This is a genomic window from Bacillus cereus group sp. BfR-BA-01382, from assembly GCF_022663475.1.
GTDB lineage: Bacteria > Bacillota > Bacilli > Bacillales > Bacillaceae_G > Bacillus_A > Bacillus_A thuringiensis_S.
In genome coordinates this window covers 26,084-39,679 of sequence record NZ_JAKUFQ010000002.1, presented here as the reverse complement: position 1 = coordinate 39,679, position 13,596 = coordinate 26,084, and the positions used below count along the sequence as shown (strand labels likewise).

Below are 13,596 nucleotides of genomic sequence, written 5' to 3'. Positions count from 1 at the left end.
TAAAAAAGTTCCACTAACATTGATTTTACTGCAAAAAAAATCTTATTTTGAATAAAGTTGAACTGAACCCCGAAATTGTTAATTCACTATCGTCTAATAGAGGTCACCATACATACCCATCAACTTAAGAAAAAGAAATGCCCCCTTATTCAAGTTGCCTAGCCAAAAAATCACGTTTTAATAGACTTCTTTAGCATGCCTATCTTTCTATAAATTACCAGATATGAAACAAGGATCGTTTCATATCTAGTAATTTACTTGATTAGCTTGATGGGTATGGAGTAGTGCCCCTATAAACAAAACCCTCCAGAAACATCTAAAATCTGCCCTGTTATCCAGCGGCTATCAGCAGAAGCAAGGAATGCTACTGCATCTGCAATATCTTCAACTTGCCCTATTCGTTCGAACACAGATGAATTCGTAGCAAAACTTCGTATTTCCGGATCATCTAGCAATTTTGCATTAATATCTGTCTTCGTATATCCAGGCATAATTGTATTCACTGTTATACCTCTTTCTCCGAGATGTTTAGCTAGAGGAAGTGTCATCGTATTTAATGCACCTTTACTTAAGCCGTATGCAATTGAGCCTGTAAAACCAAGTCGTACTTCAGCTGATGAAATGTTAATAATACGCCCCTCTGCTCGTAGTAACGGCAATGTTTGCTGAATTAAGAAGAACGGTGCCTTAATATTTACAGACATAATTTCATCAAAAACTTCTTCTGTCGTATTTTCAATCGTTCCTTGTGTACCTATCCCTGCATTGTTTACTAAAATATCAATCTCTGATGTACCAACCCTTACTTGTAATTCATTCTTCAATTGTTCTACTAGCTTCTTGACACCATCAATTGAATTGAGTTCTGCTTCAATTAAGAATGCTTTTCCTCCATTAGATTCAATCTCACTAATTGTTTCATCTGCAGCTGCCTTATTTCGTCCGTAGTGAATCACAACTAATGCACCGTCGTTTGCCAATCTCATCGCAATCGCACGACCAATACCGCGACTCGCCCCTGTTACTAACGCTACTTTCCCATCAAGATTCTTCATTTTTTCCATCCTTTCTAAATTTCCGTTTAAAAAATCCAACACTTATATTTTTATGCAAACACCGATAATTTTAAATATAGATTTATAAGTAATTCAGTTCGTTCACTTATGATATTATAGTTATAACTTACGTTTTACTTTAGAAAATAAAATAAGGAGACTACACAATGCAAAACACAGTAAAACTGGATGAAATCGATCATAAGATTATGAACTTGTTGTATGAAAATGCGAGAATTTCTGTTTCAGAAATAGGACGAATTATATCCATGACGCAACCTGCTGTAAAAGAGCGTATTAATAAACTTGAAGATCAAGGAGTTATAGCGGCTTACCGAACGAAATTTGAGCCTTCCAAAATTAATAAAAACATTCAAGCATTCATCATGTTTAAAACGAGCCAATGCTCTGATTTCATCCAATATTGTAATGCCGCTCCTGAAGTAACTGATTTATATCGAATTAGCGGGGAATTTAATTATATGATGAAGGTCATGAGCGATTCGATGGATTCCCTCGCTGCGTTTTTAGACTCGTTAATGCAATTCGGATTATCATCTCCTTTAATTGTTTTAAAGAGTGAGTTCGAGGAGAAATTGTCATTCTAATAAAGGGATACGTATTATTATCCTCACTAACAGTAAAATTTTCTCTTTCTTGAGAAAAACCAACAAAATCAATGACTAGCAAACAAAAAAGAACATTGATTTTTCAATGTTCTTTTTATATCTCTACTTATTAATTCGATTGCTATTCGAAAAAAGCACCTTAATCCCTTACCCTTGATTCCTCTGCACCTCTCTAAACTCCTCCTTCACCTTCTCTAACAACCCTTCTTCCGTAATTAATCGATACGCCGTATTTGCTAATGCTTTTGCCGATGTAATTAATGCTTTATCTCCAAGTTCTGAACGTGCTGCTTCTCTAAATTCATTCGTATGTGCAATTAAGTCATCTGGTCCGATTTTAATGTACGGATGAATTGTCGGTACGACTTGACTTACGTTTCCTGCGTCGGTTGAACCGATCCCTACTCTTTCTTTACGATTTACCTCTTCACCTAATAGTTCTAATTCTTCCGCTACGATATCGTTATATGTTTTTGTTACGAGTAATTCATCGATTTCATTTTGGAATTGATGAATTTTTACTTTTGCACCTGTTGCTAACGCTGCTCCCTCAGCAATGTTTCTTACTTTTTCTGTTACTTCTGCACATCTTTTTCGCGTTGCTGCGCGGATGAAGAACCTTGCCGCGGCGTAGTCAGGAATAATGTTAGGTGCTTTTCCGCCTTCTGTAATAACGCCATGAATTTTCACGTCTGACGGCAGTTGTTGGCGAAGTGCGTTAATACTGTTATAAAGCTGAATAACCGCATCTAATGCATTAATCCCTTCTTCTGGTGAGGCTGCAGCGTGAGCTGTTTTTCCGTAAAAATGAAAATCAAGTGGATCGACTGCTAATGAAGGACTCGTTGTCGCTGTCTTTGCGCTCGGATGAATCATAAGCGCCGCATCAATGTCTTTAAATAAACCTGCCTTTACATAACTTGATTTCGCGCTACCATTTGGCCCGCCTTCTTCTGCTGGTGTACCAAACACGACAACTTCCCCGCCAATTTCTTCAAGCGTTTCTGATAATGCGATTGCTGCTGCAACGCTAATTGTGCCAATTAAATTGTGACCACACGCATGACCTAGTCCTGGTAAAGCGTCATACTCCGCTAAAAATGCAATGACTGGTCCTTGTTTTCCTGAACTTTTTCGCGCGATAAAACCTGTTTCATGTCCAGCTATATTGTGTTGCAGCTGAAATCCTGCACTACCTAGTAATAAGCTTAACGTTCTGGATGCGTAAAACTCTTGGTTTCCAATCTCCGGATTCGCATGAATATCATGACTTGTTTCTATGTACTTTTCCTTATTTCTTTCGATACTCTCTTCAATTGTTTTTCTTTGTGACGTTACTCCTGTCGCTCCCATTGTTCTTCCTCCTTTTATTTTCACGTAAAAAAGCCTCTTTCTAAAAGATAGAAAGAGGCTTCTGTATATACAATCGAAATGAGCTTCTTTCTTATCTTTCAAGTTACCTTGCTGGAATTGGCACAGTATTCATAACGAATCCGCTGCCGAGGTATCATAGGGCCAGTCCCTCCACCTCTCGTGATAAGAATTTTCATAAAATTATATTAAATTACATTCATTCTAAGTTCATTCCAAATAAAAGTCAAGGAATTCCTATCCGAATTTACCGAATATCTAAAAATCCTTTTAATACACCAATTGTTTCTGGCGCTTGCAGTCTGGCACATACGTACGGAAATTCTGTACTACCTTCAAACATCATTTGAGATGTAAGCGGTGCGCCTGCCCAGAAGATTTCATCATCAATTACGATAAACGGGAATGCTTTATTTTGTCTTTGTAACTTTACATTTTTCAGTGGAACTGGTCCATCACTATAAACTGTTATCTGTGCATTTGTACGCATTAACGCTTGCCATACTCGCTTATCCACTTGTTTTGTACTTGGAAGTGAAATAATAATTTTTCGTTTTGCGGCTAAAATATCTTTTAATAACCCTTTCGGCTCTTCAAGATTCATTTCCATAAACCAGCGTAAACGTTTCGAAATTTTCCGTTCCCACAATTGTCTTGATGTCGTGCGATCATACACATCTCCATGACGTTCTATATGAGCTGTTAATTGTGATAACGCTTGTTTTCTCGAAAGGTTTTTACGCATATAATGGCAATCTGATAATTGAATGAACTTCCCTCTCGCTCTTGTCACTGCTACATTGACGAGGCGATGGTTTTTGTGATCAAAGAATAATACGCCAGGTCGTTCTTGCGGATAACTGTCAACCGTATCAAAGATCATCATATCTCTTTCAGAACCTTGGAACTTATGAACTGTCGCCGCTAAAACTGGTATGTTTTGATATTTCGTTCTCTGCAACATTTCTCTAATACACGTTGATAAAAAGCGTGACTGCGCCCTGTAAGGTGTCACAACACCAATCGACTGAACACCGTCTAATAATCCGATTAACATCATTTGCATCGCTACTAAACCAGACATAATGTTAAAACGTGAACCAGAAGCCGCATCTTTTAACGAAAAAGCTCCCATTTGGCTCGTATCAAATAAAACACTCGCTTCATTTGCGAACGGCTGCAATTGCGCAAGTTCTTTACGCTCTGAAACAGACGGATGATCGTATACTCTATTTTTATAAATAAACGAATTCGTAAACTTCGATATATCCGCATGCATACGTCTTTGTTCCTGCAACATAAATAGGTTCGGATGTGCTTCTGATTTATTAACAGACTCAACAATCCCAGCATGGTAAAACATATCTTCCCCAAGCCATTTGCGAACAAGTTCATGGTTCGCCATCGCAATTGGAGGTAATTGTAAAAAGTCGCCACAAACAACGATACGTTTTCCAAGTGAAGCAGCTAATGCGATTTGCGGAACGAACGCCATACTCACTTCATCTACGACAACTAAATCAAATGTACGCTCATAAATTAGCGCATCAATTGCACATTTTGATAGAGTTGCACCAATTACTTTCGCATTTTCAATATATTCTTTTTCTACTTCTTTAATTTTCGCTTTTTGCTTTCGAAGATCACTTTCAATCTCTTGTATACGCTTCTTATCAGCAGAAGTCGCTTTATATGATAAAATCTTTTCACGAAGATCTTGTCGTGTTTCTTCTAAATAGAGTCTTTCTTCTCCCCAAGATCCGTTCGTCGTTTCAACTAGCTTCGACGTAAGTAATGTTTCATGATTTCGTATATGTTCATGTTGACTATAACCGTAACGAACAATTTCGCCAGGTGTCCATTTCTTTTTCTTCTCAATTTGTTTCGTTACTTCGCTCATTAATACGTCCACTGCCGCATTACTATGAGCTAACACAAGTACCGATTTTCCTTTTTGGTAATGAGCCGAAATAATACGTGATAAATTGTACGACTTCCCTGTTCCAGGCGGTCCCCATACGTACGTTGTCGGATTGTAAAACGAACGATATGCTAGTTCATTTTTCGGATTTTTCATCTTCTCAATATGCTTCGGACTGCTCGTCCCATCAACGAGACGCTTTATACGATTACGTTTTAGCTTATCTTTACGTGCTTCTTTCAATCGCTCTTGCAGTTGCTCTAAAAGTTGCCACGGTTCACTGTATAAAACCGCTTCTCTTATTTCACCTTGTATATAATCATTTAATTTCAATTCTATTTCTAATCCATGTACAGATAATACTTCTCCTGTCGCTTCCTCACCATCGAACTCAATTCGAATTGGTGAACCTTCAGGTAAACTTACTTCCGAAATAAGCTGAAATACATACACTGTATTCTCATAATCTGTATATAAAAAACGACCGTTCATGATAGAAATTTTACTACCACCTATCGTTTTCCAATGTTTAATTTCATATGCTAATGCATAATGCCACTCTTTCATCGTTTCCGATAATGAAGGAGTTTGAGTAGGTATATTCATCGTATAATCTCCTTCCTTCTCCCCAAACATACTTTCTCACTATACCATACAACACGCTTAAATTTGTAAGGTTTTTATCTTGCTTATTTTCTTAATTTTCAATAATATATTGTATATAATTTTCAGAAAGAAGGAATCTACATGCCAGTTAGAAGAATTGAACACGTAGGACTTATGGTTGCAAACTTAGAAACATCTATTACTTTTTATGAAAAAGTAGTTGGCTTACAGCTCATTAAGCGAATGGGACACCCAAACCCAGACTTAAAACTCGCTTTTTTAGGTGTAGAAGAATCGAAGGAAACGATACTTGAATTAATTGAAGGCTACAATTCTTCTCTTCCGGCAGAAGGAAAAGTACATCACATTTGCTTTAAGGTAGATTCATTAGAAGAAGAAATCACAAGACTAAAGAAACACACAGTAACCTTTTTACTAGGAGAAGAAGTCGAAACATTACCAGATGGAACACGTTACATATTCTTCGCTGGTCCTGATGGAGAGTGGATTGAGTTTTTTGAGACAGAGAGATAAAACAAACCTTTATTTTGCGGGATAGAAAAGGAGCCGGAATTACGGTCCTTGTTTTTAACCAGTAACAATGAAACATACCTCCAACCTAAGAATTTGCCAAGATTAAAAATACAATCATTTTGTTAGGAGGAGAGAATGGGAAATACAGTCTTTATTATTGTTTTTTGGATACTGATACTATTTCCAATCCTTTATGTAATCAAGATAAAGGATTGGAATATAAAAACAGCTGCCTTATTTGTTGGAAGGATTCTATTAAGTATTGTCTATTTTATAAATGGAATGGTATTAGGTCTGCAACGAAATTGGGTAGAACCTCCCTATGAAACAGAATGGGATTTCTTTGTAAAGTCTTTACTAAACGGAAAAACTGATGCACTTATACACTTGTTACTTCTAATTATTATCATTACTTTGGATCTATTCATTACATTTTATTATATCAATAAAAAGAAATAGGATATTCTCTCCTATTTCTTTTTTATGAGTAGCGCCATATCGTTATCAAACTAAGGTTTTATGTTGCCCCTAAACAATAATTTTTTACATTTTTACTCTGGAGATGTCAATTTTACTATATTTTGGGTATTTATTTTTACTAGCTTGATGGACATGGGGTTGATTTATTTTCTTAGGCTGATAGGCATGTGGTGCTATCCCATTGCTATTAAGCTAAGAATTTAATTGTAATAAGGTAATACTTAAGATACAAATAAAATATCTTTTCCATGTCGCACTGTTTTATTGAAGTCTATCCCGAGTTGTAGCTAGTTCAATGCGACTGTAAATTCGGAGTTCGGTGCGCCAGCAAATACAACCGTTCCATTCCCTGGTAGTTTCACTTTGTTATTATCACTAACGACGGTAAAATTGACGCATACTCCATTCTCATCATACACCGCGAATGAACTTCCTGATGGCAACTCCACATTCATCGTTTTCCCTGCTGCCTCTTGCGGGACCGTAAACCATTTCGCATGCCCATTTTTTTGCAATGTAACTTTTGATAATCGACCTGTATCAAGGGGTTTTACGTTAGATTCACTGACGTATAAAAAGCTGGACATCTCCATATATTCAGTACCATCCTCTGTATAGAAATGGGCTTCCTTTGTATCCCGCCCATTCATCACAGGAATTTGAATTTGATGCGTCGCCGTATTCGGACCTGTAATTTTTTTGCCGTCCCAATATCCATCCTTGATCGTAATTTGTGTGTTAAGAGGCATTAGTTGTCCTAGATAGTTCATAGAATTAAATTTTTCGTTAACGAGATAGAACTTGCCACCCTCGCGCTTCGCCCATGCAGCAGCTGTTTTCTTCGGTAACACATTGTTTTCTAATTTCTGGGCTAAATAGTGAGTCAGCACATTTTGCCCCAATCCCGGTGATAATTCATATGTGCTCTCTCTCAAATAAACTTTTCCATTCTTCTCTGTGACGAAGTTAAGCTTGGAAGTACCCTTCTCATTTATAAAGCTTCCATCCGCCGTATATACATATTTTTCTTCCGGTTTAGTTGGTAAAACCAGTTCTCCCTTCTTCGTAATTTCTATTTTGAAATGGCTATAGCTATTTCCATAAAATCCTGCTTTTTTTACCACGTCTTGAGGCACTTTAGCCTTGACGGGCTTTCCGAAGGATTTATCTGGCTTTATATCCTTAATTGTCCCTTTCTCTTTAAGCCTAGCTAGCAGTAATTTATTTGCCAACAGTTGATTTGTCATGCTGCTGCCGCCGGAGGACAATACAGCTGCTGCCATCTTCTGTTCTGGAAGCACGACCAATGTAGCATGTTGCAGTATCGTATCCCCACCCTTAGTCAACACTTTTATCCCATATTCACTGAATGGGTATAGTTTTACACTATCCCAGCCAAGTCCATAGTTGAACACATTTCCGCTATCTCCCGGCCACATTCCTTTTTTATATTCTTCTTGTTCCATCGCCTTGACTGCTTTATTAGAGAGAATTTCTTTTCCCTGTCCCATAAATATTTGTGAGAATCGCACCACATCTTCTGCAGTAGAAGAGATTCCTCCCGTACCAATTAGATTCACCATTTCACTTGGTAGCTGTCCCTGGTATGTCGGAGAATACAGTCCAGCCCGCTTTTCGTCTTCCCATTTGTCTTGCGATGTTATCGTATGATTCAGTTTTAATGGCTCTGTAAACTTTTGATGTAGAAATTCAGTAAAACTCATACCGCTGACTCTTTCTACCAAGATCTCAGCCAGTGTAAAACCGTCATTACAGTATACTGAGAACGCACCAGGGTCTGCCTTCAAGTTTTGGTTGGACAATTGTTGCAATAATATATCATGGGCATAAGCATCATTATCTTTAAATAAAAATGCATTATTGAACGTCGAACCTTGCAAACCCGAGGAGTGATTCAACAGCATACGCGGTGTAATACGCTTATATCGTTTATCTTTCATTTTAAAATCAGGAATATAGCGGGCAACAGGAGCATCCAAATCAACTTTTCCTTCGTCTACCAGTTTCATAACAGCCGCAGCTGTATATACTTTACTGGTTGAACCAATTCCGTATAGAGTATCTTTGGTTAGTGGCTCTTTCCCTTCTATGTCGTTCTTACCTGTCTGCCCCGACAAAATAAGTTTACCATTATCAATCAGCGCATACTGTACACTAGTCGTCTCATAGGACTTCGTGAGCAGTGCAGCGTTCTCTGCAGCAATCTTCTCCAAATCTTTGCTAGCAACTTCTTGGCTAGATACAACCGGAGTCTTACTGCTAGAAGACGCTATCGCTCCTGTTGGTAGACTCATCGTTAGAGCTAAGGTAGCGGCTAACACTCCAGATAATTTATTTTCCATAAGAAAAATTCCTCCTTAGATAAATGATCGATTTCATCTTTTATTTGTTCAATTACAAACATCACATAAACTACTATTCTGGCTTTATCCCTACTGTCTATATTCAACAAGTAAAATACTTTTAAAAAGACCAGTATTCTCGGCTCTACCCATACTGTTCAAATTGCCGTCAACATATGCCCCTCCAGCAAAAGTATCAAATCCTAGAATAACATCTGTATGTTCCCATATCGGGACACCGTTAGGAAATATAATTTCATAGATTCCTAGACCATATCCATTGATTCTTCCCTTTCCTGTAGGAACTGTAGTGAGTATTCTGTTCTTTCAGTAATTGCCACCAATAGAATGCTCTTATTACTAGTTTGTTTTTCGTATAAATGTATCCTATTTACCCTCCCTCTTTTACGCTTCTCTATATTTGTATCCTACACAATAAAAATTTCTTTTTTCTTATCCATTTCTTACAATTTCCTTACGTTCAAATCACTTCTATAATTAGATAGGTTTTATTTTAAAATCTCCAGGATAATAAGTGCATATATAATCCCACGATTTTATAGAAGATGGATTAATAACCTTTCATGCACATCTCTAATATTCCCTTAGATTCCACCCTCAACCTTTACCACAGTTCCAACTGGCATCAACACTTCTTCACATTCTTATAAGTGGAAGTCATTATTTCATATTCATCATTGTAAAAAGATAAAACGAGAACTGAAACACCCCCTAATATAATTGACGTTGTATGAGCTTTGATTGATAGCGACGGGGTACCGCCAGTATTTCGGAAAAAACCACACTAAGGGTATACAAGGTTTTATACAGTTTTTCAGTTAATCCAATAAGAGACAAGAACCCTAAAACCGCACCAGGATAGGAAAGTATAAAAAATGCATAGATCCATAGAACAAAAAAAAAGACGATTCCCTTGTAAAATTAGGGAACCGTCTTTTTCTTCGCTATCGATAACAAAAATCAAGTACGTAATATTTTATTTGTCGATATTTTTTCAATCTTCATTATCGATTTCTATTGTACCCGTTCTAGCACTAACCTTTAAAATATTTAACAAATTATCAGGTGTCTTGATTTCTACTTCATATTCAAATTTTGATTGTGCTAAGTTATCATCTTCTAATTCGAATTCTTTTTTCACATTAATAATTTCTCCATTTGTATGAGCTAAAGAAATTTCACGAACTTGTTTCTCTGTGTAGTTTTCATTCTTTTTTGCATAATTGTAACCCATACCATAATATCCACCAACAATAGCAATACCACTTACTAAAATAGCAATTACACTTATAATTATTTTCTTTTTATGCTTTAACATTTTCATCCACTCCTTAATGATTACTCCTCTATTCCAAATCTTGCTTCAAGCGCATTTTCTGCTTGCTCTAATTGATCTTCCAGTATATCGTGTTCTTTTTCTTGCGTTTGATATTGTTCAACAGTTATCGTTCCAGCGTGATAATCTGCTTCTAGCTGATTATCAGATAGATCTATCTTGTCATCCAATTGGTCAATTTCTTTTTTTGTTGCCAAGTACATATTTAAGTTATCTTCTTTTGCTCCAACTGGTTTCGTGTTATTTGCCTTTTCTACAATAGATGTGACTTCGTTTTTGAAATCTTGTGTTTGCTTCGTATCATTCGTAGCAGGCTCTGTTTTGTTTGGTTCTTGTTGTAGTTGAGCAACTTCTTTTTGTAATTTATCATTTTCCACTTTCAGTTGTTGCACTTCTGTATTGTTAACAGCTTGAGTAGAACAAGCTGTTAACAATACACAAGATATCGCTCCAATCAGCATCCATTTTCGCATTCTGTTTTCCTCCCTTTACATGTGCACCTTATCCTTGCCTTTATATTACTGAACAAACATTAAAGGAAGATTAATGTATAAAAAAATAAAGTGAAGACTTTTACGGGTAGCCCGACTTCCCCTAACTCCCTCGCATTCGCCGAATTTTGAAGGAGGAGTCTTACTGCCCGTTAATGCTGGATAAAATGATATAATTAAATCGTTTCTAATCTTGCTTTAATGTTTTGGAATTATAGTGATACATATTAATAAGAAGAAAAGGAGAATGTTAATGCGAGTTCTTATTGTCGAAGATGAACAAGACTTACAAAATATATTGGTAAAACGATTAAATGCAGAACATTATAGTGTCGATGCATGTGGGAATGGAGAAAATGCCTTGGATTATATAAACATGGCTACCTACGATTTGATTGTGCTTGACATTATGATTCCAGGAATAGATGGTTTACAAGTATTACAAAGATTACGCGCGGACAATAATACAACTCCTGTCTTGCTTCTTACAGCTAAAGATACAATTGATGATCGTGTAACAGGACTCGACTTAGGTGCGGATGATTATTTAGTAAAGCCGTTTGCTTTTGACGAACTGTTAGCAAGAATTCGAGTGTTAATGCGAAGAAAAACAGGAAATACATCTAATGTGTTTGAAATCGCTGACCTAGTGGTAGATTGCAATATGCATAAAGTAACACGAGGAGACCAAGTTATCACTCTTTCCAGTAAGGAATTTGCTATTTTAGAATATATGATTCGTAATAAAGAAGTTGTGCTGACACGAGATAAAATTGAGCAACATGTGTGGAATTACGACTATGAAGGTGGCTCGAATATTATTGATGTTTACGTCCGCTATCTTCGCAAAAAAATTGATAGCCAGTTTGAAACGAAGTTAATTCATACAGTACGAGGAACTGGTTACGTATTGCGAGTAGAATCATGAAAAGACTATCAATAAAAATGAGAGTAACCCTGTGGTATACGGGGCTAATTGTAATTATTATGGCACTCGTGTTAGCTTTTATTTTAACTTCTTCAGATAAAGTTTTGCTTTTTAATATGAAAGATCAATTAAAGAGCACAGTAAAAGAAAGCATGGAAGATATCAAATATAAGCATGGGCAGTTAAAGATTGACGATGATTTTGAAACCTTAGAAGATGGCGTAAATATTAGTATTTATAGTAAACAAGGTGAGCTGTTAGTAGGACATAGTCCAACAAGCTTTAATAAAAAGATATCGCTTAAATCCGATGAAATACAAACCATTAAAGACGGCAATAAAGAATGGATAGTATATGATTTTCTCCATAATGCAGGCGGCGATGAGCAAGTCTGGGTTCGTGGAATAATGACTATGAACCAATTATCCTCAACGATGAATACGCTTATCGTGGTAACAATCATCTCATTCCCATTACTTATTCTTATTGCGGCATTCGGAGGATATTTTATTACGCAAAGGGCGTTTCGACCTGTGCAACAAATGAGTGATTCAGCTAGTAAAATTGGTGATGGTAAAGACCTTTCGAAGAGAATTAATTTACAAGGTTCACCGAAAGACGAAATGTATCATTTAGCACAAACCTTTGACAAAATGTTTGAGCGATTGGAGACATCATTTGAAAGTGAAAAACAATTTACATCTGACGCATCTCATGAATTAAGAACACCAACATCTGTTATTATTTCACAATGCGAATACGCTTTATCGCAGAAGAATAATCCGAAAGAAATGGAAGAATCGTTAGAAGTAATTTTAAAGCAATCACGTAAAATATCCACTCTAATCTCACAACTTTTATTATTAGCAAGAGCTGACCAAGGAAACCATAATACTTTCCAATTTGAATGTATCAATATGAGTGAATTAACGGAAATCGTCGTAGAAGAGCTCTCATTAATGGTACAAGAGGCTTCGATTGATATAACAATTAATATAGAGAAAGACCTATTTATTAAAGCCGATCAAACATTGATGATGCGTTTATTAATGAATTTACTAACGAATGCGATTGCTTATAGTAAAGCGAGTGGAACTGTGAATATGCAACTATTCCGTGATGAAACCAACATAATAGGTAAAGTCTCTGATAATGGTATAGGCATCAGCGAGCAACATATTACTAAAATATGGGACCGCTTCTATCGAGTTGACGCAGCACGAACATCTTCAAACATCGGAAACACAGGTTTAGGATTGTCTATGGTAAAATGGATTGTCGAACTACACGGAGGAGAAATTACAGTTGAAAGTGAATTAGGAGAAGGCAGTACTTTTACATTTAAACTACCAATTGAAAAACAAGCATAATTTATGCGCATCTGTCGCTTCAAAATAAAGATTGATATTTAAAGGCTCTCTACAATCCTTATGTAAAAATAACTGACGCATTTTAAACATCATCGATTTTATCATTTTGGACAACCTATTCTGTTAAATTGATATACATGCGAAAAAACTATCGAAATAAAACCCCAGAAATCCAACGGTCTCTGGGGCTCCATTATATATTTAGCTCTTTTTGCTTTTTGTTTTGTTTATGTCTATACAGCAATTTTCGACTTATTAGAGAAATCACTAATAAGGTCAGAATTAATAAGATAAGTTGCATAAATGATAAATCAAAATATTTAGCACCTGTAACGATTAAAAGTGTAGAAATCGTGCCTTTTACAACGAAAAAAATAATAACCCATAACCCGCCTTTTTTCCAGTTCATTTTATATTACCCTTTCCTACGTTTAAATTCTTAAAATATTTAATGATAGTTCGTAAATATGACAACTTAATAGAAATCTATT

Annotated in this window: 12 protein-coding genes and 1 riboswitch; of the genes, 5 read left to right on the top strand and 7 right to left on the bottom strand. The window is 36.3% G+C overall.

Translation table 11 applies throughout. The features are described 5' to 3' along the window. Positions 1-290: 290 nt before the first annotated feature. On the bottom strand, positions 291-1,055 hold the full coding sequence (locus MR160_RS01135; protein ID WP_000792677.1) for an SDR family oxidoreductase: 765 nt from the start codon (positions 1,053-1,055) through the stop codon (positions 291-293). Between the two features lie 167 nt (positions 1,056-1,222). Between MR160_RS01135 and MR160_RS01130 the strand changes: the two genes are divergently transcribed. After that, the gene (locus MR160_RS01130; protein ID WP_001181721.1) at positions 1,223-1,663 is read left to right on the top strand and encodes an Lrp/AsnC family transcriptional regulator; all 441 of its coding nucleotides are present in this window, start codon (positions 1,223-1,225) and stop codon (positions 1,661-1,663) included. A 168-nt stretch (positions 1,664-1,831) separates the two neighbouring features. On the opposite strand, the gene MR160_RS01125 is transcribed toward MR160_RS01130, so the two are convergent. Beyond that, positions 1,832-3,037 (bottom strand): M20 family metallopeptidase, encoded by a 1,206-nt coding sequence (locus MR160_RS01125; RefSeq protein ID WP_000501376.1) that lies wholly within the window; start codon positions 3,035-3,037, stop codon positions 1,832-1,834. 88 nt (positions 3,038-3,125) lie between these two features. Beyond that, positions 3,126-3,227, bottom strand: a riboswitch (SAM riboswitch). Positions 3,228-3,302: 75 nt separating this feature from the next. After that, the gene (locus tag MR160_RS01120; protein ID WP_002162750.1) at positions 3,303-5,612 is read right to left on the bottom strand and encodes an AAA domain-containing protein; all 2,310 of its coding nucleotides are present in this window, start codon (positions 5,610-5,612) and stop codon (positions 3,303-3,305) included. A 111-nt stretch (positions 5,613-5,723) separates the two neighbouring features. On the opposite strand from MR160_RS01120, the gene MR160_RS01115 reads away from it, so the two are divergent. Both MR160_RS01115 and MR160_RS01110 read left to right on the top strand, forming a co-directional pair. Further along, positions 5,724-6,116: a VOC family protein gene (locus tag MR160_RS01115; protein WP_001145295.1), complete on the top strand. Its 393-nt coding sequence runs from the start codon at positions 5,724-5,726 to the stop codon at positions 6,114-6,116. 135 nt (positions 6,117-6,251) lie between these two features. Continuing rightward, on the top strand, positions 6,252-6,575 hold the full coding sequence (locus tag MR160_RS01110; RefSeq protein WP_000528636.1) for a hypothetical protein: 324 nt from the start codon (positions 6,252-6,254) through the stop codon (positions 6,573-6,575). 308 nt (positions 6,576-6,883) lie between these two features. Here MR160_RS01110 and MR160_RS01105 read toward each other — a convergent pair whose 3' ends face one another. From MR160_RS01105 to MR160_RS01095, 3 genes are all read right to left on the bottom strand, one after another. Further along, positions 6,884-8,959 carry a serine hydrolase domain-containing protein gene (locus tag MR160_RS01105; RefSeq protein ID WP_242297031.1) on the bottom strand — a complete coding sequence of 692 codons (2,076 nt, stop codon included), beginning with the start codon at positions 8,957-8,959 and terminating at the stop codon, positions 6,884-6,886. Between the two features lie 1,015 nt (positions 8,960-9,974). Beyond that, a complete protein-coding gene (locus MR160_RS01100) occupies positions 9,975-10,298 on the bottom strand; it encodes a PepSY domain-containing protein (protein ID WP_000912129.1) in 324 nt (107 codons plus the stop codon). Positions 10,299-10,318: 20 nt separating this feature from the next. After that, the gene (locus tag MR160_RS01095; RefSeq protein ID WP_001233663.1) at positions 10,319-10,789 is read right to left on the bottom strand and encodes a hypothetical protein; all 471 of its coding nucleotides are present in this window, start codon (positions 10,787-10,789) and stop codon (positions 10,319-10,321) included. Positions 10,790-11,060: 271 nt separating this feature from the next. Here MR160_RS01095 and MR160_RS01090 point away from each other — a divergent pair, with 271 nt between their 5' ends. Together MR160_RS01090 and MR160_RS01085 are read left to right on the top strand one after the other, a co-directional pair. Next, a complete protein-coding gene (locus MR160_RS01090; RefSeq protein ID WP_098506801.1) occupies positions 11,061-11,735 on the top strand; it encodes a response regulator transcription factor in 675 nt (224 codons plus the stop codon). After that, entirely contained in the window at positions 11,732-13,105 is a 1,374-nt protein-coding gene (locus MR160_RS01085; RefSeq protein ID WP_000826690.1) for a sensor histidine kinase, read from the top strand. The genes MR160_RS01090 and MR160_RS01085 overlap by 4 nt, the downstream gene beginning before the upstream one ends. Positions 13,106-13,298: 193 nt before the next feature. Here MR160_RS01085 and MR160_RS01080 read toward each other — a convergent pair whose 3' ends face one another. Further along, a complete protein-coding gene (locus MR160_RS01080) occupies positions 13,299-13,514 on the bottom strand; it encodes a hypothetical protein (protein ID WP_001104104.1) in 216 nt (71 codons plus the stop codon). Positions 13,515-13,596 lie beyond the last annotated feature (82 nt).